We start from the raw sequence: 19,638 nt of genomic DNA, 5'->3' as shown, positions 1-19,638 counted from the left end.
CCGGACCCGCGTCCCCGACCGCTCTTCGCCGCCGGCGCCGGAGTCCGGCCCCCTCGGCAAGTGATGGTGCAAAGGCGGGCCCTCTCCGAAATGTCCGACCTGTGACCGGACATTTCCAACGTTACGTCCTGGATACCCGATTGTCGCGTCAGGAACCGTAACGTCGGTGTCTCGCAGCGTAGTCGCGCAGCGCCCGCAGGAAATCGACCTTGCGGAAGTCCGGCCAGTAGGCCTCGTGGAAGTAGAACTCAGAATGAGCGCTCTGCCAGAGCATGAAGCCGGACAGGCGCTGCTCGCCCGAGGTCCGGATGAGGAGGTCCGGGTCGGGCTGGCCGCGAGTGTAGAGATGCTCCGCGATGTGCTCCACATCGAGCACCTCGACGAGGTCCTCGATGCTCGCTCCCTTGCTCGCATGCTCTTGGAGCAGTGAGCGCACCGCATCGGCAATCTCACGCCTTCCTCCATACCCAACTGCAACGTTCACAATCAGGCCTGGACGGTGTGATGACGCTTCTTTTGCATTCTTCAGGACATTCGCCGTGCGGTCAGGGAGCAGATCGAGCGCGCCGACCGGGATGATCCGCCAGCCCTCGGCCACCAGCTCCTGCGTCACGTCCTCGATGATGCGCAGCAGCGGCTCCAGCTCCTCCTTGGGCCGGTTGAGGTTGTCGTTGGAGAGCATCCAGACCGTGACCACCTCGACGCCGGTGTCACGGCACCAGGTGAGCAGCTCGGAGATCTTGTCGGCGCCCTTGCGGTGGCCGGAGGAGACGTCCTGGAAGCCCATGGCACGAGCCCACCGGCGGTTGCCGTCGATGATGACCCCGACGTGCCGAGGGATGCTGTCCTTCGACAGCTTGGCCTCCAGCCGGCGTTCGTACAGCCGGTAGACCAGATCGCGCAGGCCCACGGAGCGCCCTCCCCAGCGTTCGGTCTTTCATGCCCTAACAGGCAATTATCACCGCGAAACGCCCGTGCCTGCTCCGTCTCTCCGATTCCTCACCATATCTCTACCTGCCATGCACCCTTCCGCCTCATTCAGCAGCTCGCGCACGAACGCCGACAGCTCAGACGAGGTCAGCACCGCGCGCGTGCCGACGCCCGAGGCGGCCCACGCCTCGACGTACGCCCGGCGGGTCAGCCGCCACTCCCCTCGCCCCGACTGCCAGACCGGGATCGTCCTGAGCTGGCAGCGCAGCTCGCCGCCCGGCAGGCCGCACCTGGTGCGGTAGCGGAAGGAGAACAGCTCGCCGTCGGGCTCGTCGCCCGGGAAACGGTCGTCGGGGTCTTCCCAGCGCCGCGCCGCGCCCCTGCCCGCGCGGGCCTCCTCGACGCCCCGTGCCAGCCGGGCCAGGAACCAGCCGCAGCGCTCGCCCACGCTGCCGTAGGGGGTGCCGTCTCGGTGCAGCTCAAGGGTGACCTCGTACGGCGTGCCGACGCTGTCGGTGCACGCGACAGGAGTGACGGTCAGGTACGAGCCGTCGACACAACGTAGTCCTCCCATCCCCTCACAGTTTCCGGCGGAATGCCCGCTAAACCCTGCCCTGCCTGCGCCGATGGACGGCCTCTGGGGCGTGCGCCGGCTTCCGGGCGGACGCCCGCGAGGCCGGGTGCCCGTGTGCCGGGCGGACGCCCGCGAGGCCGGGGTGCCCGTGTGCCGGGCGGAGGCCTGTCAGAGCGCGCGTCCGCGCAGGCCGGGCAGGCGGGACCACCAGGGCCTTCTCCGCTCGTCCTCGGGGAACGTCCTGCCGCGCCCCCTGAGCCAGGCGGCGAAGTCGTCGGCGTCGGTGCGGTAGTTGGGCGGGGGCTCGGTCCTGGCACGCGCGTACGCGGCGAACTCGGCCGCGAGGTCGGGGCCCGCCGCCTCGGCCGCGTCCGGACGGAGCTTGGCGACGATGGCGCGCCGCTTGGCCAGCAGGCTGTGGGCCTGGACCCGCATCCGTTCCGGGTCGAACCCGGCCGGCGGCTCGCCTCCGGCCACGAGCGCCGCCACCACGCGCCCTTGCCGCTCCGCCAGCGCCGCCCGCGCCGCGTCCGCCGAGTGCGCCGAGTGCGCCTGATCCGCGCCCTGACCCGCGCCCTGGGCTGCGCTCTGCCCCACGCCCTGACCCGCGCCCTGGGCTGCGTCTCCCGCAGGCGCTTGCCCCGCGCCCGGCGCCGCGCCGCCCGCACGGGCCTGTCCCCCGCCCAACGCCGCGTTCTGCGGAGGCTCCGGGGTCGCGGGCTTCGTGGCGGGCTGGGACAGGGGTGGGCGCGGGGTCATCGGCGGGCTCCGGCCGCGGCCATCGCCGTCCTGATCCTGGCCAGCTCATCGGCCAGCACGGCGTCGCTGGGGTAGTCGTCGTCCCACTCCAGCAGCACCCCGGGCGGGGTGGTCCGCACGCACAGCTCGGTCAGCAGGTCGAGCACGGCCTGAGGGGCCTCCGTGGTGTGGGTGTCGTGCCAGATCCCGTGGGCCTCGTAGCCGCCGCCGACGTGCACGTACGTCAGGTGCTCCAGCGGCAGCACGTCCAGCGCCGCCACGGCGGGCAGGCCCAGGTTGACCTCGTTGTTGTAGAGATTGGCCACGTCGATGAGCAGCCCCACCCCCGTGGCCTCCACCAGCTCGGCCAGGAACTGCGCCTCGGTCAGCTCGTCTTCGGGCCAGCCGAAGATCGCGGCGACGTTCTCCAGGGCGAGCGGCACGGGCAGGGCGTCCTGGGCGCGGCGCACGTTCTCGATGACGACCCGCAGCGAGTCGCGGGTGCGCGGCACCGGCAGCAGGTGCCCGGCCTCGATGCCGCCGCCGCGTACGAACGCCAGATGCTCGCTGACCAGCGGCGACCCCAGCGCCTCCGCGCAGGCGGCCAGGTGGGCGAGCCGGGCGGGGTCGGGTGGTGCGGCGTCGCCGATCCCGAGCGAGACGCCGTGCGGGATCACCGGCAGGCCCCTCTCCCGCAGCTTCAGTAAGGACTCCGGCAGGTCGGCCGGCCAGACGTTCTCGGCGACCACTTCGACGAAGTCGACGCCTTCCATGCGCTCGATCGTCAGATCCAGCTCCGACCGCCAGCCGATGCCCACGCCCAGCCGGTCCATCGTGACCTCCTCGCCCCCGCTCATCTGGTCTTCTCCCCTTTCGTCCGTTACGCGCCGGGCCCCGCGCCTCCCGCGGGGGCCCGGCGTGCCTCACGGGCTGTCGTGCCGCGGTCATCAGCCTCCGCCGCCGCCCCAGCCGAAGGTGCTACGGGTGTGCGTGTGGCGGTAGTCGTAGCCGCCGTAGGTGTAGCCGGTGCAGCCGCTGATGAGGAGCCTGCCGGCGGCGCGGTGCCGCCGTCGTTCCTTGCGCCGGGACCGCTGGAGCTCCCGGCTCACGACGCTGCCGGGCAGCGCGGATGCCCTTGAGCGCGACCGCCAGGAGCTCTTCGTCGGAGCCCGTCTCCGCTCGCCGTGCCGCCGCCAGGGCCGCCCGGCCCGACGGAGTGACCGGGGCCCGCATGTACCGCCGGTGACCGCGGAGCGCGACCCACGCGGCCACGGCGGTGCCCCCGAAGACGAGCAGGGCGATCAGGCCGTACGTGCTGGGCGCGCCGAACAGCCGCAGCAGCCAGGCGCGCGATCGCGGTCTCGGCGGCACGTTCAGGGCCGCCCGCCAGGTACGCCAGCTCGTAGACGTCCAGCTCCCGATGGCCGGACTGGGCGGCGGAACCCCCGCGTGCGATCCGCCGCCGGGCGGCGGCCGCCGCGGCGGCGACGATCCCTGTCGCCACCGCGGTCAACAGCAAGAACAGGTTCATGAACGACCTCCCTCGTGCGGCCGATCAGCGTCATGTCCGACGACACGACTCCTGCGTCGCGCACCGCGTTCAGCAGCCTCCGCCGCCGCAACCGCCACCACCACAGCCGCCGCCACCGCTCGACGAGCCGCCGCCGCAGCTCGACGTACCGATGCCGCAGGTTCCTGTCCCGGGCATGGTCGTTTGGCTGTAGGGCACGGCGCCGTAGCCGTAGCTCGCGCTCCCGTACCGGCTACGGGTGAGCCTGCCGGCCCGCCGGGACGAGGGCTGCTTGACGCTGCGCTGCCGAGGCGGTGTCCGCCGGAGCTCCACGCGCAGCCGGGTGTCGCGCACCGCGGTCACGCCCTGGAGCGCGACGGACACGGGCTCGTCGCGGGCGTCGTCCCCCCGCCGTGCCGCCGCCAGGGCCGCCCGGCCCGACGGAGTGACCGGGGCCCGCATGTACCGCCGGTGACCGCGGAGCGCGACCCACGCGGCCACGGCGGTGCCCCCGAAGACGAGCAGGGCGAACAGCGCGTACGTGCTGGGCGCGCCGAACAGCCGCACCAGCGTGACGACGACGCCCGCGAGCGCCGCCACGCCCGCCCAGAGCAGCAGGCGGCTCCACCCGCGCAGCAGCGCCTTGGATCCGTCCGTCAGGAGCAGCCCCTCCCCCGACAGGCTCTTTCCGAGTTCCTGGACGGCCACGCTGCGCGCCACCTCCTGCTTCAGCGCGGCCACCGTCAGCCCGGACCGGCGTGCGACGACTCCGGCGACGGCCTCCTCGACGGGGTCGCCGTCCATCCGGCCGGCCTTGACCTTGTGCACGCGCCCGCTGCTGGCAAGGCGCGCCGCGCCGATGCTCACCAGGCGCGCGATCACGGTCTCCGCGGCCCGCTCGGGGCCGCCCGCCAGGTACGCCAGTTCGTAGCAGCTCAGGTTCCGGTAGGAGGATTCGGCGCGGGCCCCCGAGTGCGCGATCCTCCACCGGGCGGCCGCAGCGGCTGCGACGACGATCGCGACGGCCACCGCGGCGAGCAGCAGGAACAGGTTCATGAACGACCTCCCTCGTGCGGTCGATCAGCGTCATGTCCTGACATGACTCCTGCTTCGCACGGTAAGAGACTCGTCCGGCCTAACGGGGGTTTTGCTCCTTTAGCTCGCCGCCTTCACACTTCCGTCGTCACCGTCGAGCCGCTTCTGAGACGCGGAGGAAGCCGTGTGGCCGGAGGGAAAGCCGCGCGGTCCGGCGCCGGGGGCGCGCCGCGTCGTGGCACGCGACGCGAAGCCGGCCCGCCACCCACGGGAGGGCTCGGAGCGCGCCGCGTCGTGGCTCCGGCCCGCCATCATCTCCGGACACACGAACGGCGCCGACCGTTACAAGAGCGGCCCGGACACGCGAACAGCGCCGACCGTTGCAAGAGCGGCCCGGACACGCGAACGGCGCCGGCCGTTGCGAGGGCGGCCGGCGCCGTTCGTGGTCCCGGCAGGGTGCGCCTCAGCGGCGGGGCCCCTGCCGGGGACCGGAATCAGCCGAGGCGATCGAGCAGGGCGTGGTACTCGTCCCACAGCTCCTTGGGCAGGTGATCGCCGAACTTCTCGAAGTGGGCCGGGATCAGCGCAGCCTCTTCGCGCCAGACGTCCTTGTCGACGGTCAGCAGCGTGCGCAGGTCCTCTTCGGACAGGTCCAGGCCCTCGGTGTCGAGGTCGGCGGGCAGCAGCCCGATCGGCGTGGGCGAGGCCTTGGCCTCGCCGTTGAGGCGCTCCACGATCCACTTGAGCACCCGGCTGTTCTCACCGAAGCCCGGCCATATGAACCTGCCTTCGGCGTTCTTGCGGAACCAGTTGACGTAGTAGATGCGCGGCAGCTTGGCTCCGGGTCGGCGGCCGATCTCCAGCCAGTGGCCGAAGTAGTCGCCCATGTTGTAGCCGCAGAACGGCAGCATCGCGAACGGGTCGTACCGCAGTTCGCCGACCTTGCCCTCGGCGGCGGCGGTCTTCTCGGAGGCGACGTTGGCTCCGAGGAAGACGCCGTGCTGCCAGCTCAGCGACTCCGTCACCAGGGGCACGGCGGTGGCGCGCCGGCCTCCGAAGAGGATCGCCGAGATGGGCACGCCCTTGGGGTCCTGCCATTCCGGTGCGATGGTGGGGCACTGGGAGGCAGGGGTGGTGAAGCGGGCGTTCGGGTGGGCGGCGGGCTCGTCGCTGTCGGGCGTCCAGTCGCGGCCCCGCCAGTCGATCAGGTGCGCGGGCGGCTTCTCGGTGAGCCCCTCCCACCAGACGTCGCCGTCGTCGGTGAGCGCGACGTTGGTGAAGATGCTGTTGCCCCAGAGCGTCTTGATCGCGTTGGCGTTGGTGACCTCGCCGGTGCCGGGAGCGACGCCGAAGAAGCCGGCCTCCGGGTTGATCGCGTAGAGGCGGCCGTCCTCGCCGAAGCGCATCCAGGCGATGTCGTCGCCGATCGTCTCGACCTTCCAGCCTGGGATGGTCGGCTGCAGCATGGCGAGGTTGGTCTTGCCGCAGGCGCTCGGGAAGGCGGCGGCGATGTAGCGGACCTCGCCCGACGGCGGGGTGAGCTTGAGAATGAGCATGTGCTCGGCGAGCCAGCCCTCGTCGCGGGCCATGACGCTGGCGATGCGCAGGGCGTAGCACTTCTTGCCGAGCAGCGCGTTGCCGCCGTAGCCGGAGCCGTAGGACCAGATCTCGCGGGTCTCGGGGAAGTGGCTGATGTACTTGGTCGAGTTGCACGGCCAGGGCACGTCCTTCTGGCCGGGCTCGAGCGGAGCGCCCACGGAGTGCACGGCCTTGACGAAGTCGCCGCGCTCCTCGATGAGCCGCAGCGCCCTGTCGCCCATGCGGGTCATGATGCGCATGGAGACGGCGACGTACGCGGAGTCGGTGATCTCGACGCCGAGCTGGGAGATCTCGCCGCCGAGCGGACCCATGCAGAACGGGACGACGTACATGGTCCTGCCGCGCATGCAGCCCTTGAACAGCTCGCCGAACGTGCGGCGCATCTCGTCGGGGGCGATCCAGTTGTTGGTCGGCCCCGCGTCCTCCTCGCGCTCGGAGCAGATGAACGTGCGGTCCTCGACCCTGGCCACGTCGCTGGGGTCGGACTTGGCGTAGAAGCTGTTGGGCCGGGCGGCGAGACGCGTGAACGTCCCCTGCTCGACGAGAAGGTTGGTGAGCCGCGTCCACTCTTCCTCGGACCCGTCGCACCAATGGACGCGGTCGGGCCGGGTAAGTGCGGCTATCTCGTTCACCCACGCCGCCAATTTCTTATTGGTGGTGGGCGCGGTTACTTCTACGGAAACGGACACGACGCTGACTCCTCCACTCTCCCAGGGCCACGTCATCATTAACGACGAAGCGGCTTTCACGCCAATTGGCATAGACCTGTGGTCCAGGACGTCGCCGCAGGCAGCGGCCCTGACGATTGGGGGAGCCTACCCAAACGGAGGAGATTTAAAAGAGCGATTTTCCGGGCAGTGGTCCAAACCAATCAGGCTGGTCTAAACCAATTTCCGGAGTGGTTTAGTCCATTCGCCGGCCCGTTTCCGCTGGAGGGTCTCAGGAATTGATGTCGGGGCCCGCGGCGCGAACGCGGTCGACGTGCTGAAGCGCCTCTCTCAGATCGGCGAGCCACGTGTCGGTGTGTCGCCCGACGAGCCGTACGCACCAGGCGAGCGCGTCGCTGCGGCTTCTTGCCACGCCGGCGGCCACGAGCGTGTCGAGCACCTGGCGCTCGGCCTGGCGCAGACGGGTCATGACGGGCACGGAGAGTGTGGTGAACATCACAGTCTCGCCGCCGCACACCACGCCCCAGGACACCTTCTGGCGGAACTTGTGCTCCGCCTCCCTGGCGATCTCGATGCGCCGCTCCCTGGTCTCCTCCCTGAAGCGGCGGACGAGGCCGTCGATGAGCGCGGCCCGCTCGGCCTCGGGCACGTCCTGCGGCGGGTCGGGGAGCGTGCCGATGACCGCGATCTCCTCGCGGTCGATGATGATCTCGGGGACGCCGGTGAACCAGTCGCCGGGCAGCCGTCCGGCGAACCACCCGCGTACCTGCGCCGTGACGTCATCTGTTGCCATGTAATCAACATTACATGCTTGCGTCGTGCTCGGGCAGGAGGAACGGAGGTCTTTCCCGGGCGGGTTTCAGTCGGCGGACCCGCGGCCACCGCGACGGGGCCGGGTCGCTCTCATGCGCGACCCGCGGCCCCCGCGACGGGACCGGGTTTCGTCAGCGGACCTTCGCGGCGGCGATGGGGCTGACCCGGACGACGCCGGCCAGGTTCCGGGTGTTCACCGGGACGATCTTCACGACGTCTCCGGTACGCGGCGCATGCAGCATTTTCCCGTTACCCCAATAAATCGCCACATGGGAAATGTAGTCGGGATTTGTCGGGTCGTTCCGCCAGAACAGCAGGTCCCCCGGCTGCGCCTGCTCCAACGGCACCTGCGGCCCCGTCACCCACTGCTGGTGGGTCACGCGGGGCATGCGCACCCCGGCCTGCGCGTAGGCCCACTGCACGAGCCCCGAGCAGTCGAAGGAGTCAGGGCCCTCGGCGCCCCACACGTACGGACGCCCCAGCTTCGACGCCGCCGCCCTGAGCGCCGTCGTGAGCTGCTCGCCCGTCATGAACGACCCTGCGGGCCAGTTCTGGGTCACCTGCTGCTTCGGCTGCGGCAGCACCGGGTTGACCAGCGCGATCTGGGTGCCCTTGGGCAACCGCGCGAGGATGCGCTTGCGCAGCACGTCGGAGTCGGCCTTCGGGGCGCTGACGATGAGCGCGTTGTCGCGGGGCAGGCCCAGGCGGCGGCCCACGTCCTTGGAGACGACGGCGTCCACGGCGCCGAAGCCGGTGGTGGCGTACGCGCCGACCCGCAACTGCAGCGACGAACCGGCCCAGACGCGCCTGTGCAGCGCGAGACCGCCGTCGTTGCCCAGCACGAACGACACGGCCACATCGCCGGCCGCGATGTTCTGCCACAGCGCGTCGGATGCGGCGGTCACCTTGGGCGTGTAGGAGCGGAACGTGGACGGGTTGACCGCCAGCGTCTGCACCCGCTTGCCGTCCAGCATGATCGAGGCCGCGTCGGCCAGCTCAAGGGCCCGCACACCTGGCACCTTGGCGACCCGCTCCAGCATCTCCTGGGTGAACGGCTTGCGGGTGAGCACGAACAGGTTGGGTTTGTGCAGCTTGCGCAGCGGCGCGACCGGCTGCACGGCCGCCGCCGTCTGCGTCGGCGTCGCCTGAGCACGCTGGGGCCGCTTTTGGGCCAGCAGCGACTGCTTCGGCATGGCGCGCGGCGCCTCGGGCTCCATGAGGCCCTCGGGCCGCGCGAGTAACAGCACGTCGGCGGTCAGCACCGCGACCAGCGCCACCACGATGAACGGCACCAGCCTCGTCGTGTTACGCCTCCTGCGGCTCCGCACCAGGAAGCTGAGATCCTGGCGGATTCCCGACCCATGCGAAAACACCGCCGGGCCAGCGGGGACCCGGCGGTCGTCGTGCGGTGGTGTCAGTTGCCGATGTACGGCACAGCCTCGAGGATCTCGACGGTGTTCTGCCGTCCGTTGGGCAGGGAGTAGGTGGCCTTCTCCCCGATCTTCTTGCCGTTGATCGCCGCCCCGAGGGGGGACTTGGGCGAGTAGACATCGATCGGCGCTCCGCTCTCCTCGCGGGAGGCGAGCAGGAAGGTCACCTCTTCGTCGTCGCCGACGAACCGGATGGTCACGGTCATGCCGGGGCCGACGACGCCTTCGGTCTTGGGGGCCTCTCCCACCCGAGCGTTGTCGAGGAGTTGCCTGAGGTGGAAGATCCGGGCCTCCATCTTGCCCTGCTCGTCCTTGGCGGCGTGGTAGCCGCCGTTCTCACGCAGGTCGCCCTCTTCCCGAGCGGCCTCGATCTTCTTGGCGATGTCGACGCGCCCGGGACCAGAGAGATATTCGTACTCCGCCTTCAGGCGGTCGTACGCCTCCTGCGTCAGCCATGTGACGTTCTCATCGCGAGAGTCGGCCACGGGTTCTCCTTGCTTGCCTAGGGGGCCCTGAGATCACTTGAGGTTACGTACGGTTGAATTGCGAAAGGCTAACAAGTCAACCGCCCGAACGCTTCCCCAAATGTCTCACTATACGAGATTGCAGTACTGGATGTGGACGGAAGTCGCCTGACCGCTCGTGTCGAGGCTTTCCTTGAGCTGCTTACTACCCTCACCAGCCGGGATTCTTACTTCCTTGCTGCCCACTTCCGCATGATCGACGTCCAGCGCCCTGATCCGGCAGACGGCCACCCTATCGTCGGGCTTGTAGACCTCAAAGGTGATCTCCGCGCGCGTCGGGCTGATGATCTCGAACGCGACCACCTGCGACGGCGCCTCCGACCCGCCCGACGTCATCGACCACATCACGTAGCCCCACCCGCCCGCGATGATGGCCACCAGCACGCCGATCACCACGTGGACGACGAGCCGGCCGCCCTTCCTGGGCCGATCTGGGAAGTCGTCGGGCGTGCCGAGGACTGGACCGTCCCCGGCATCTCTGGTGACCATGGCGGAATCTCCCTGCACTCCCTCGGCGTTATCCGAGACAATTGTCGCCCGCGAGGGGTGTGCCCTCGCGACCGCCCAGCAGAAACTAACCTCTCTGGGCGAGTGACCGGTCCGTGACTGAGGAGCTTCGAGCCCGTGAGTGCACCGTTGAGGCTGATGGCCGTACACGCCCACCCCGATGACGAGTCGAGCAAGGGCGCCGCCACGATGGCGCGCTATGCGCGCGAGGGTGTGGAAGTTCTGGTCTGTACGTGCACGGGCGGTGAGCGCGGATCCGTGCTCAACAAGAAGATGGACCGGCCCGAGATCGTGGCCAACATTGCCGAGGTGCGCAAGGCGGAGATGGCCAAGGCGCGTGAGATCCTCGGCGTGCAGCAGCGTTTCCTGGGCTTCGTCGACTCCGGGCTGCCGGAGAGCGAGGACGAGGCGCTGCCGGAGGGCTGCTTCGCCGTGCAGAAGCTGGAGGACGCGGCGGCGCCGCTGGTGGCCGCGGTCAGGGAGTTCCGCCCGCACGTGATCATCACGTACGACGACGACGGCGGCTACCCGCACCCCGACCACATCATGACCAACCGGGTCTCGGTGGAGGCGTTCGAGGCGGCCGGCGACCCCGACCGCTACCCGGGCACCGGCGAGCCGTGGCAGCCGCTCAAGCTCTACTACCACATGGGCTTCACCAAGGAGCGCTTCGAGGCGCTGCACGAGGCCATGATGGAGCGCGGCCTCGGCTCCCCGTACGCCGACTGGATCGCCCGCTGGGAGGACCGCCCGGCCAAGTGGCCGGTCACCACCCGCGTGCCGTGCGGCGACTACTTCGAGATCCGCGACCAGGCCCTGCTGGCGCACGCCACCCAGGTCGACCCCGATGACGGCTTCTGGTTCGTCTGCCCGCGCGAGCTGCAGCAGGAGATCTGGCCGACCGAGGACTACCACCTGGCGCGCTCGCTGGTCGAGACCTCGCTGCCCGAGGACGACCTGTTCGCCGGCATCCACGCCGACGAGGTCGAACCGGCCTGCCACTGACCGGACCACCGCATCCCGGTGGCAGACTGGAGTCGTGACCGTTCTAGCAGCAGGTGAAGTCAGCCCGGGTCTGCTCGGGTTCGTCGTCGTGGCCCTGCTCGGCTTCGCGCTCTATTGGCTGATCAAGTCGATGAACAAGCAGATGTCGAAGATCGAGGTGCCGCGCGAGGACGAGCAGGCCGCAGGCGGGGCCGAGACCTCGAAGGCGGAGACCGCGGGGGCCAAGGCGGGCGCCAAGGGCGACGCCAAGGCCGGGCCGAAGAAGGCCGACGGCAAGGCCGGGTCGTAGATGACCCACGAGATCGTCGACAACACCGCGGAGAGCCGCTTCGAGATCCACGTGGACGGGGAGGTCGCCGGCTTCGTCGCCTATCGCCTGCTGCCCACCAAGATCATTTTCCTGCACACCGAGATCAAGCCCGCCTACGAGGGCAAGGGGCTGGCCTCCGCGCTGGTCGCTCACGCCCTGCGGGCCGGCGCCGACGCGGGGCTGAAGGTCAAGCCGGAGTGCCCGTACGTCGCCCGCTACATCGAGCGCCACCCCGAGTTTCAGGAGCTCGTCGACGGCTAGGCCGGGTCAGCGGTCGCCCCAGGCGAGCCTGAGCGCCCTGGGCAGGCCCCACCAGCCCAGCGGGGTCAGGGCGTTGTCGGCGTCCACGATGCCGAGCAGCGCCCACATGCTCACCACCGACGTGAACAGCTCCTCGACGGTGCGCAGCTCGTCCTCGTCCAGCACGTCGCCCTCGGCCTTCTCCGCCTCGGCGATCAACTGCGCGATCCGCTCGGGCAATGCCGACGCGCCCGGCCCCGTCCTGACCAGCTCGCCCACCCCGGTCAGCCAGTCGCCGTGCTGGAGCGCGCAGATGTTGGCCAGCGCGATGTCCTCCTCGCTCAGCTCACCGTCGAGGTCGATGAACTCCTCCAGCGTGTCCTCGTCCTCCGGCAGGTCGCCGAGCGGCCGCACCAGGCCCGCCGCGACCATCAGCCAGAGCAGCCCGTCGTCGTCGGGCATCGGCCGGTCGTCCAGCCCGGAGCAGGCCCGCAGCACGTTCGCCGGGTAGCCGGGCATGACCAGCAGCGCGCGCAGCCTGGCCGCCGCCTCCGCCAGCTCCCCCACCGGCGCCTCCGGCTGCACGGGCAGCTTGGCGAGTACGCCGTGCAGCTCCGTCAGCGCGATCTCGTCCTCGACCCGCGAGTCCTGCAGCAGCTCCTGGTCCTTCTCGTCGATGACCACGTCACTCGGCACCCGGCCGTCGGGCTGCGGCGTGCGCAGCCAGCGTTCTTGAAGGTCCTCGTACGCCGTGCGCGCCTCGGCGTCGCCGGCCGCCAGCGCGTCGGGGTCGATCTCCCCCGCCGCGACCTTGTCCTCCAGGTAGGCGACCAGCTTCGCGTGCATCTCGGTCGCCACCGGCCCGCGCTCGTCCTCCTCGGGCCAGATGAAGTACGAGGGCGTCAGGACGATCGGCTCGGTGCCGGTGGACTCGACCCAGCGCTGCACGTCCCCCGCCGTCGCCAGACCCGCCTCGACGGCGCTGAGCGTTCTTCTGGCGGACTCCCAGAAGGGAGGGGACAGGGGGTTGCCCGCCGCTTCCATGGCGCGCCGCAGATCGGGCAGAGCCACGAGGGCCACGCCGGAGGGCACGGCGAGCAGGGCGCGCGCCACGTCCCGGCGGGTGACGGCCGTCACGGGGCGGCCGGCATGCGTGCAGACGTACTCGATATCCACCCCTCGTAACCTACGCCGCCCGCCCACCGCCCGTCAGACCACCGCCCCGGCCACCCGCCGCCGAGCCCACGGAACCGGCCGCACCCACCGCACCACCGACCGCTGAACCCGCGAGCACACCCACACACCACCAGACCGACAAGGGTGGTCGGCTGGAAGCGCCGACGGCGGAGGCCCCGCCAGGAGGCGGGGCGGAGGTCGCCACGAGGGAGGGTGGTCGGCGTCAGGCGGCGGAGACGGCCGACGGCCCGAGACTGCGGCAGGGCGGCGGAAGGGACCGGCGACCTGAAGCGGGGGCAGGGAGGAGGGGTTGTGGGGAAGGGGGAGGGTGATCGGGCCGTCTAGTGTGGGCCGTGGAGGTCATGATGAACCGCTTGAAGGACGCGACGAGCCCCTACCTGCTGCAGCACGCGGGCAACCCTGTCGACTGGTTCCCGTGGGGCGAGGAGGCGTTCGCGGAGGCCCGCCGCCGCGACGTCCCGCTGCTGATCAGCGTCGGATATTCGGCGTGTCACTGGTGTCACGTCATGGCCCACGAGAGCTTCGAGGACCAAGAGACGGCCGAGTTGATGAACGCGCACTTCGTCAACGTCAAGGTCGACCGCGAGGAGCGTCCCGACGTGGACGCCGTCTACATGAACGCCACCCAGGCCATGACCCAGCAGGGCGGCTGGCCGATGACGGTGTTCGCGACGCCCGACGGCCACCCGTTCTACTGCGGCACCTACTTCCCGCGCCCGCAGTTCCGCCGCCTGCTGCAGGAGGTGCACCGGGTCTGGACGGGCGACCGCGAGACCGTGCTCGCCCAGGGCGCCAAGGTCGTCGAGGCGCTGAACGCGCAGGCCTCGCTGCCCAGCGGGCCGCTGCCGTCGGAGGAGACGCTGCGGCAGGCCGTGGCCAACCTGCGGGAGTCGTTCGATGCGGCCCACGGCGGGTTCGGCGCGGCGCCCAAGTTCCCGCCGTCGATGGTGCTGGAGTTCCTGCTGCGCTCGGGCGAGCGCGAGATGAGCGGCAAGACGCTGGAGGCGATGGCCCGCGGCGGCATGTACGACCAGCTCGGCGGCGGCTTCGCCCGCTACAGCGTGGACAACATGTGGGTGGTGCCGCACTTCGAGAAGATGCTCTACGACAACGCCCTGCTGCTGCGCGTCTACACACACTGGTGGCGCGAGGGCGGCGGCGAGCTCGCCAGGCGGGTGGCGCTGGAGACCGCCGGCTGGATGCTGCGCGAGCTGCGCACTCCCGAGGGCGGCTTCGCCTCCGCGCTCGACGCCGACAGCGAGGGCGAGGAGGGCAAGTTCTACGTCTGGACACCGGACGAGCTGCGCGAGGTGCTCGGCGACGACGACGGCCGGTGGGCGGCCGGGCTGTTCGAGGTGACGCCGCAGGGCACGTTCGAGCACGGGAGGTCGGTGCTGCAGCTCCTGCGCGACCCCGAGGACCCGGAACGCTACGCCGGCGTCCGGGCGAGGCTGCTGGCCGCCCGCGAGCGGCGGGTGCGGCCGGGCCGTGACGACAAGGTGGTGGCCGCGTGGAACGGCCTGGCCATTGCGGCTCTGGCCGAGACCGGCGTCGCCTTCGACCGGCCCGACCTGGTGGAGGCGGCCACGGCGGCGGCCGAGCTGCTTGAACGCGTCCACATCGACGGCGGGCGGCTGCTGCGCACGTCCAAGGGCGGCCGGCCCGGCGGCAACGCGGGCGTGCTCGAGGACTACGGCGACGTCGCCGAGGGCCTGATCACCCTCTACGGCGTCACCGGCGAGACCAAGTGGCTGCGGCTGGCGGGCTCGCTGCTGGACACCGTGCTCGACAAGTTCGCCGACGGCACCGGCGGCTTCTACGACACCGCCGACGACGCCGAGCGGCTCTTCCAGCGGCCGCAGGACCCGACCGACAACGCCACCCCCTCAGGCCAGTACGCGGCCGCGGGGGCGCTGCTGTCGTACGCCGCGCTGACCGGCTCGGCCCGGCACCGCGTGGCCGCGCAGGCGGCTCTGGGCACGGTGTCGGTGCTGGCCCCCGGGCACGCCAGGTTCGCCGGGTGGGGGCTGGCCGTGGCGCGTGCGGCGCTGTCGGGGCCGGTGGAGGTCGCGGTGGTGGGGCCCGATGACGATCCGCGCACGCGCGAGCTGCACCGCGCGGCGTTGCTGTCCGGCGCGCCCGGCCTGGTGGTGGCGCTCGGCCGGCCGGGCGGCGACGGCTACCCCGCCCTGCTGGAGGGCCGCGACTTGGTCGGCGGCGCGCCCGCGGCGTACGTGTGCAGGGACTTCACGTGCCGGATGCCGGTGACGACCGTCGAAGAGCTCGAGGCGCAACTGACGGGTTGACCGGGCTGCCCCCATCCGCCGCCGCAAGGACGCGGCTCAGCAAGCCGTCACAGCGGCTTCGCACCCAGCCGTCACGGCCGCCGCTGCGGGCCCGCCCGGGTCAGGCCGTGGGCTGGCGTTCGCGGCCGCGGCCGGTGTCCTGCGGGCGGCCCTCCTGGAGGCGCTCGTCCTCCTGGATGGACGGCTGGTCGGGCTCGTCGAGCTCCGGCGGCCCCGTCTCGACCGGCGGCTCGCCGGAGCGGCCGAGGTCGTCGGGCTGCTGCCGCTCGTCCTGCGTCGGGTCGTCGGGGAACGGCATCTCGGGGTCGGGCTCGGGCCGGTCCCAGTCGGGCTCGACCGGCGGCGTGTAGTCCTGCCTGGGCTCGTCACGGTCGTGGTCGGGCTCGGAGTAGCCGGACGACCAGCCGTAGTCGGACGGCTCGGGGAACTCCTCGACGGGCTTGCCCGCCATCGCCTCGGTCATGAACGCCCGCCAGATCTGCGCGGGGAGCTGGCCGCCGAACTGGGTGCCGTAGCCGGGGATGGTGACGGTGGCGTTGTCGTCGCGGAACATGTCGACCGCGACCGCGAGCTGCGGCGTGAAGCCGTTGAACCAGACGGACTTCGAGTCGTCGGTGGTGCCGGTCTTGCCGGCGACCGGGCGGTCGTAGAGGCGGGCCGCGGTGCCGGTGCCGTACTTGACCACCTGCTGCATCGCGTACGTGGTGTCGGCGGCGGCCTGCTCGCTGACCACCCGCGTGGCGACCGGCTCGACGACCTGCTCGCGGCCTTCGGCGTCGGTCACCGACTTCACCACGTGAGCCTCCATGTGCACGCCCTTGTTGGCGAACGTGGAGAAGCCCGAGGCGTTCTGGACGGCGCTGACGGAGGCCACGCCGAGCGGGAAGGCGGCGGCGTTCTTGTGCTGCTCGAGCTGCGATGCGGGGATGCCGGCGGCCTCGGCGACCTTGGCCACCTTGTCGAGCCCGACCTTCTGGCCGAGATCGACGAAGGCGGTGTTGACGGAGTTCTGGGTGGCGGCGACGAGGTCGATCTGCCCGTAGGAGCGTCCGCCGTCGTTGGGTATGGCCTGCGGGGCCGAGGCGACCCGCAGCGGCGAGTTGCCGTTGACCCTGGTGGACAGGTCGAAGCCGTTGTCGAGCGCGGCGGCCAGCGTGTACGGCTTGAACGTCGATCCGGCCATGACCTTGGCCGAGAACGCGCTGTCGTAGTACTTCGACTGCGACGGCTTGCCGCCGTAGAAGGCCACGACCTCGCCCGTGGCGGGATCGACGGCGGCGAGCCCGGTGCGCACCTTCTTCGGCGTGTTGTCGGGCAGCACCTCGTCGACCGCCCGCTTGGCGGCCTGCATGAGCTTCTTGTCGAAGGTCGTGACGATCTTGAGGCCGCCGCTGTTGATGTCCTCGTCGGTGTAGCCGCGCCGGTTGAGCTCGGCGGTGACCTGTTCGAGCATGTACTGGGCCTGGCCCTTGAGCTCGAACGGCTTCTTCGGCTCGGCCAGCTCGGGGAAGCGCTGTGCGGCCACCTGCTCCGGAGCCAGCGCGCCGGTCTGGCCCATCGCCTTGATCACCGACTGCCAGCGGGCCCTGGCCGCCGCGAGGTCGGAGCCCTTGGGGTCGGCGAAGCGGCTGGGCTGCTGGATCACCGCCGCCAGGTAGGCGCCCTCGGCGACGGTGAGCTTCTCGACGTCCTTGCCGAAGTAGGCGCGGGCGGCCGACTGGATGCCGTTGGCGCCCCGGCCGAAGTAGATCGTGTTGAGGTACTGCTCCAGCACCCAGTCCTTCGACTTGGACTGGTCGACCTTCATCGCGATGAGGATCTCTTTGAACTTGCGGGTGATGGAGCGCTCTTGGCTCAGGCCGCTGTAGTAGTTGCGGACGAGCTGCTGGGTGATGGTGGAGCCGCCCTGGAGCTGGCGGCCGGTGATGGTGGACCAGACGGCCCGCGCGGTGCCCTTGATCGACACGCCGGCGTCCTCGTAGAACGAGCGGTTCTCGGCGGCGATGACGGCCTCGCGCACGTGCTTGGGCACCTGGGACAGATCGACGCGGCGGCGATCGACGCCCTGCCGGGCGAGCACGGTCTTTCCGTCGCGGTAATAGATCACCGAACCCTGCGCGGTCGCCTGCTTCTGCGTCTCGTCGGGAATGGGGGTCAGCGCCCACGCGACGGCGAATAGCCCGGCGAGTACGAGGATTGCCGCGCCACCGGATATCAGGACTATTCGGAGAATCCGCCGCTTTCGCATTCCCTTGCCACTCCGCACCCCTCGGCCACCCCCCTCGTCGAGCCTCGCCCAACCCCCGCAAGCTGGGCGAATGCCAAGGGTAAACGATCCTCAACGGTGCCTCATCCCTAGCGATACTACGACCGCCCGCCCTCGCGACGCGGAACATCGGCGACCAAAGGCAGCACTCGGTAGGGAACCGGCGTGTCAAGGGCGATGATCGAATTAGTCCGGAGTACGCCTCGTACATCGACGATCAAATCGATAACGCGCTGCAAATCGGCGTTCGTCCGCGCCACCACGCGACAGAGAAGATCACTGTCGCCGGTGATCGTATGCACTTCCAGAACCTCAGGAATCGCCGCGAGCCGGTCGGCCACCGGGTCGTGCCCGGCCACCTGCCTGATCTCCAGCGTCACGAACGCGGTCACGCCGTAGCCCAGCGCGGCGGGCGACACGTCGGGGCCGAAACCGGTGATCACGCCCCGGTCCATGAGGCGGTCGAGCCTGGCCTGCACCGTGCCGCGCGCCACGCCCAGACGGCGCGAGCACTCCAGCACGCCGAGCCTGGGCTCGGCCGCGAGCAGGGCGATGAGGCGGGCGTCGAGTTCGTCGATCGTCATGCTGTACAGATTTACCGGTCGTTCCGGCTATCGACTAGGCAGATTGTGCACTCATTCAGGTAACTCTTGCGCAACTCGTCCAGGGAAATCGACAGTTGGGGGTATGAGCGATGTCTTTCCTGTCAATGGCATGGACGCCGTGGTGTTCGCCGTCGGCAACGCCCGGCAGGCGGCCCACTACTACTCGACCGCGTTCGGCATGCGGCTGGTGGCATACCGCGGCCCGGAGAACGGCGACAGGGACACGGCCGCGTACGTGCTGACCTCGGGCAGCGCCGTCTTCGAGTTCCGCGGCTCGCTGCGGCCGGGCACCGACCTGGCACGGCACGTGGCCGCGCACGGTGACGGCGTGATCGACCTGGCACTGCAGGTGCCCGACGTGGAGGCCGCCTACGCCCACGCCGTCGCGAACGGCGCGAAGGGGCTGGCGGAGCCGTACACGGTGGAGGACGAACACGGCAAGGTGATGATCGCGGCGATCGCCACGTACGGCGAGACCCGGCACACCCTGATCGACAGGTCCAACTACGGCGGGCCCTACCTGCCCGGCTACGTGGCAGCCGAGCCGCTGGTCGCACCGCCCGCCACGAAGAACGGCCGGCTCTTCCAGGCGATCGACCACTGCGTCGGCAACGTCGAGCTGGGCAAGATGGACGAGTGGGTGGAGTTCTACCGCAAGGTCATGGGCTTCACCAACATGGCGGAGTTCATCGGCGACGACATCGCCACCGAGTACTCCGCGCTGATGTCGAAGGTGGTCGCCGACGGCAGCCGCAAGGTGAAGTTCCCGCTCAACGAGCCGGCGGTCAGCCGCAGGAAGTCGCAGATCGACGAGTACCTGGAGTACTACGGCGGTCCCGGCGTGCAGCACATCGCGCTCGCCACCAACGACATCCTCACCACCGTCGACCACATGCGGGCGAACGGGGTGCGCTTCCTCGACACGCCCGACTCGTACTACGACGATCCCGAGCTGCGCGAGCGCATCGGGCAGGTACGGGTGCCGATCGAGGAGCTGAAGAAGCGCAGGATCCTCGTGGACCGCGACGAGGACGGCTACCTGCTGCAGATCTTCACCGAGCCGGTGCAGGACAGGCCCACGGTCTTCTTCGAGCTCATCGAGCGGCACGGCTCGCTCGGCTTCGGCAAGGGCAACTTCAAGGCGCTGTTCGAGGCCATCGAGCGGGAGCAGGAACGCAGGGGCAACCTCTAGTCCGCCCCCCGTTTCCGCTGAAAGGCGGCGGTCGTCCACCGAGCGTGGGACCGCCGCCACCGGGCCGGTCGAGTGCGCCGGCGACCGTCCGCCGGCCCCGAGTAGAACGGGTCGGCCACGTCCTCGATGACCAGCCCGATCGTGGCGGTCCTGCCTCTGCGCAGCACGCGCGCGCTCTCGTTGCGGCTG

General features: G+C 70.4%; 19 protein-coding genes and 1 pseudogene. 5 read left to right on the top strand and 15 right to left on the bottom strand.

The features are described from left to right. Positions 1-148 precede the first annotated feature (148 nt). The 11 genes from AB0K67_RS35285 to AB0K67_RS35235 form a co-directional block, all read right to left on the bottom strand. Positions 149-910 carry an isoprenyl transferase gene (locus AB0K67_RS35285; RefSeq protein WP_364068809.1) on the bottom strand — a complete coding sequence of 254 codons (762 nt, stop codon included), beginning with the start codon at positions 908-910 and terminating at the stop codon, positions 149-151. A 48-nt stretch (positions 911-958) separates the two neighbouring features. After that, a complete protein-coding gene (locus AB0K67_RS35280) occupies positions 959-1,504 on the bottom strand; it encodes a hypothetical protein (protein ID WP_364068807.1) in 546 nt (181 codons plus the stop codon). 168 nt (positions 1,505-1,672) lie between these two features. Further along, positions 1,673-2,101: a hypothetical protein gene (locus AB0K67_RS35275; RefSeq protein WP_364068805.1), complete on the bottom strand. Its 429-nt coding sequence runs from the start codon at positions 2,099-2,101 to the stop codon at positions 1,673-1,675. Positions 2,102-2,259: 158 nt separating this feature from the next. Further along, complete coding sequence (locus AB0K67_RS35270; RefSeq protein WP_364068803.1) at positions 2,260-3,099, bottom strand: DUF692 domain-containing protein; 840 nt, start codon at positions 3,097-3,099, stop codon at positions 2,260-2,262. Positions 3,100-3,189: 90 nt separating this feature from the next. After that, a complete protein-coding gene (locus AB0K67_RS35265; RefSeq protein WP_364068801.1) occupies positions 3,190-3,351 on the bottom strand; it encodes a hypothetical protein in 162 nt (53 codons plus the stop codon). A 491-nt stretch (positions 3,352-3,842) separates the two neighbouring features. After that, positions 3,843-4,808, bottom strand: coding sequence for a TIGR04222 domain-containing membrane protein (locus AB0K67_RS35260; RefSeq protein WP_364068799.1), 966 nt, complete (start codon positions 4,806-4,808; stop codon positions 3,843-3,845). A 473-nt stretch (positions 4,809-5,281) separates the two neighbouring features. Further along, complete coding sequence (locus AB0K67_RS35255; protein ID WP_364069126.1) at positions 5,282-7,111, bottom strand: phosphoenolpyruvate carboxykinase (GTP); 1,830 nt, start codon at positions 7,109-7,111, stop codon at positions 5,282-5,284. A 214-nt stretch (positions 7,112-7,325) separates the two neighbouring features. Continuing rightward, entirely contained in the window at positions 7,326-7,847 is a 522-nt protein-coding gene (locus AB0K67_RS35250; RefSeq protein WP_364068797.1) for a hypothetical protein, read from the bottom strand. A gap of 151 nt (positions 7,848-7,998) precedes the next feature. Then, positions 7,999-9,159 (bottom strand): C40 family peptidase, encoded by a 1,161-nt coding sequence (locus AB0K67_RS35245; RefSeq protein ID WP_364068795.1) that lies wholly within the window; start codon positions 9,157-9,159, stop codon positions 7,999-8,001. A gap of 122 nt (positions 9,160-9,281) precedes the next feature. Beyond that, entirely contained in the window at positions 9,282-9,782 is a 501-nt protein-coding gene (gene greA / locus AB0K67_RS35240) for a transcription elongation factor GreA (RefSeq protein WP_364068793.1), read from the bottom strand. Positions 9,783-9,890: 108 nt separating this feature from the next. Further along, positions 9,891-10,310, bottom strand: coding sequence for a DUF4307 domain-containing protein (locus AB0K67_RS35235; protein WP_364068791.1), 420 nt, complete (start codon positions 10,308-10,310; stop codon positions 9,891-9,893). Positions 10,311-10,445: 135 nt separating this feature from the next. Here AB0K67_RS35235 and mca point away from each other — a divergent pair, with 135 nt between their 5' ends. The 3 genes from mca to AB0K67_RS35220 are packed head-to-tail and all read left to right on the top strand — an operon-like array spanning position 10,446 to position 11,904. Further along, on the top strand, positions 10,446-11,333 hold the full coding sequence (mca, locus tag AB0K67_RS35230) for a mycothiol conjugate amidase Mca (RefSeq protein ID WP_364068789.1): 888 nt from the start codon (positions 10,446-10,448) through the stop codon (positions 11,331-11,333). A gap of 34 nt (positions 11,334-11,367) precedes the next feature. Next, positions 11,368-11,622, top strand: coding sequence for a hypothetical protein (locus tag AB0K67_RS35225; protein WP_364068787.1), 255 nt, complete (start codon positions 11,368-11,370; stop codon positions 11,620-11,622). Further along, positions 11,623-11,904: a GNAT family N-acetyltransferase gene (locus tag AB0K67_RS35220; RefSeq protein WP_364068785.1), complete on the top strand. Its 282-nt coding sequence runs from the start codon at positions 11,623-11,625 to the stop codon at positions 11,902-11,904. 6 nt (positions 11,905-11,910) lie between these two features. On the opposite strand, the gene AB0K67_RS35215 is transcribed toward AB0K67_RS35220, so the two are convergent. Then, positions 11,911-13,059 (bottom strand): hypothetical protein, encoded by a 1,149-nt coding sequence (locus AB0K67_RS35215; protein ID WP_364068783.1) that lies wholly within the window; start codon positions 13,057-13,059, stop codon positions 11,911-11,913. 365 nt (positions 13,060-13,424) lie between these two features. On the opposite strand from AB0K67_RS35215, the gene AB0K67_RS35210 reads away from it, so the two are divergent. After that, positions 13,425-15,386, top strand: a complete 1,962-nt coding sequence (locus tag AB0K67_RS35210) for a thioredoxin domain-containing protein (RefSeq protein ID WP_364069124.1) — start codon at positions 13,425-13,427, stop codon at positions 15,384-15,386. 100 nt (positions 15,387-15,486) lie between these two features. Here AB0K67_RS35210 and AB0K67_RS35205 read toward each other — a convergent pair whose 3' ends face one another. After that, positions 15,487-17,493, bottom strand: a complete 2,007-nt coding sequence (locus AB0K67_RS35205; RefSeq protein ID WP_364068781.1) for a transglycosylase domain-containing protein — start codon at positions 17,491-17,493, stop codon at positions 15,487-15,489. Between the two features lie 257 nt (positions 17,494-17,750). Further along, positions 17,751-18,236, bottom strand: coding sequence for an Lrp/AsnC family transcriptional regulator (locus AB0K67_RS35200; RefSeq protein WP_364068779.1), 486 nt, complete (start codon positions 18,234-18,236; stop codon positions 17,751-17,753). Between the two features lie 103 nt (positions 18,237-18,339). Between AB0K67_RS35200 and hppD the strand changes: the two genes are divergently transcribed. Next, positions 18,340-19,449, top strand: coding sequence for a 4-hydroxyphenylpyruvate dioxygenase (hppD, locus tag AB0K67_RS35195; RefSeq protein ID WP_364068777.1), 1,110 nt, complete (start codon positions 18,340-18,342; stop codon positions 19,447-19,449). Here the strand turns inward: hppD and AB0K67_RS35190 are convergent. Beyond that, a pseudogene (locus tag AB0K67_RS35190) lies at positions 19,446-19,638 on the bottom strand (hypothetical protein); the annotation flags it as partial. The gene hppD and the pseudogene AB0K67_RS35190 sit on opposite strands and share 4 nt — an antisense overlap.

The sequence above is a fragment of the Nonomuraea sp. NPDC052634 genome, from assembly GCF_040678535.1.
Classification (GTDB): Bacteria; Actinomycetota; Actinomycetes; order Streptosporangiales; family Streptosporangiaceae; genus Nonomuraea; species Nonomuraea fastidiosa.
This window is presented reverse-complemented; position numbering and strand designations above follow the sequence as displayed.

Bases quoted from the DNA above. Each gene is read 5' to 3' on its own strand.
- AB0K67_RS35210 (WP_364069124.1), top strand. From the start codon at position 13,425: ATGAACCGCTTGAAGGACGCGACGAGCCCCTACCTGCTGCAGCACGCG.
- AB0K67_RS35200 (WP_364068779.1), bottom strand. From the start codon at position 18,236: ATGACGATCGACGAACTCGACGCCCGCCTCATCGCCCTGCTCGCGGCC.
- AB0K67_RS35250 (WP_364068797.1), bottom strand. From the start codon at position 7,847: ATGGCAACAGATGACGTCACGGCGCAGGTACGCGGGTGGTTCGCCGGA.
- hppD (WP_364068777.1), top strand. From the start codon at position 18,340: ATGAGCGATGTCTTTCCTGTCAATGGCATGGACGCCGTGGTGTTCGCC.
- AB0K67_RS35235 (WP_364068791.1), bottom strand. From the start codon at position 10,310: ATGGTCACCAGAGATGCCGGGGACGGTCCAGTCCTCGGCACGCCCGAC.
- AB0K67_RS35280 (WP_364068807.1), bottom strand. From the start codon at position 1,504: ATGGGAGGACTACGTTGTGTCGACGGCTCGTACCTGACCGTCACTCCT.
- AB0K67_RS35255 (WP_364069126.1), bottom strand. From the start codon at position 7,111: ATGACGTGGCCCTGGGAGAGTGGAGGAGTCAGCGTCGTGTCCGTTTCC.
- AB0K67_RS35270 (WP_364068803.1), bottom strand. From the start codon at position 3,099: ATGAGCGGGGGCGAGGAGGTCACGATGGACCGGCTGGGCGTGGGCATC.
- AB0K67_RS35220 (WP_364068785.1), top strand. From the start codon at position 11,623: ATGACCCACGAGATCGTCGACAACACCGCGGAGAGCCGCTTCGAGATC.
- AB0K67_RS35260 (WP_364068799.1), bottom strand. From the start codon at position 4,808: ATGAACCTGTTCCTGCTGCTCGCCGCGGTGGCCGTCGCGATCGTCGTC.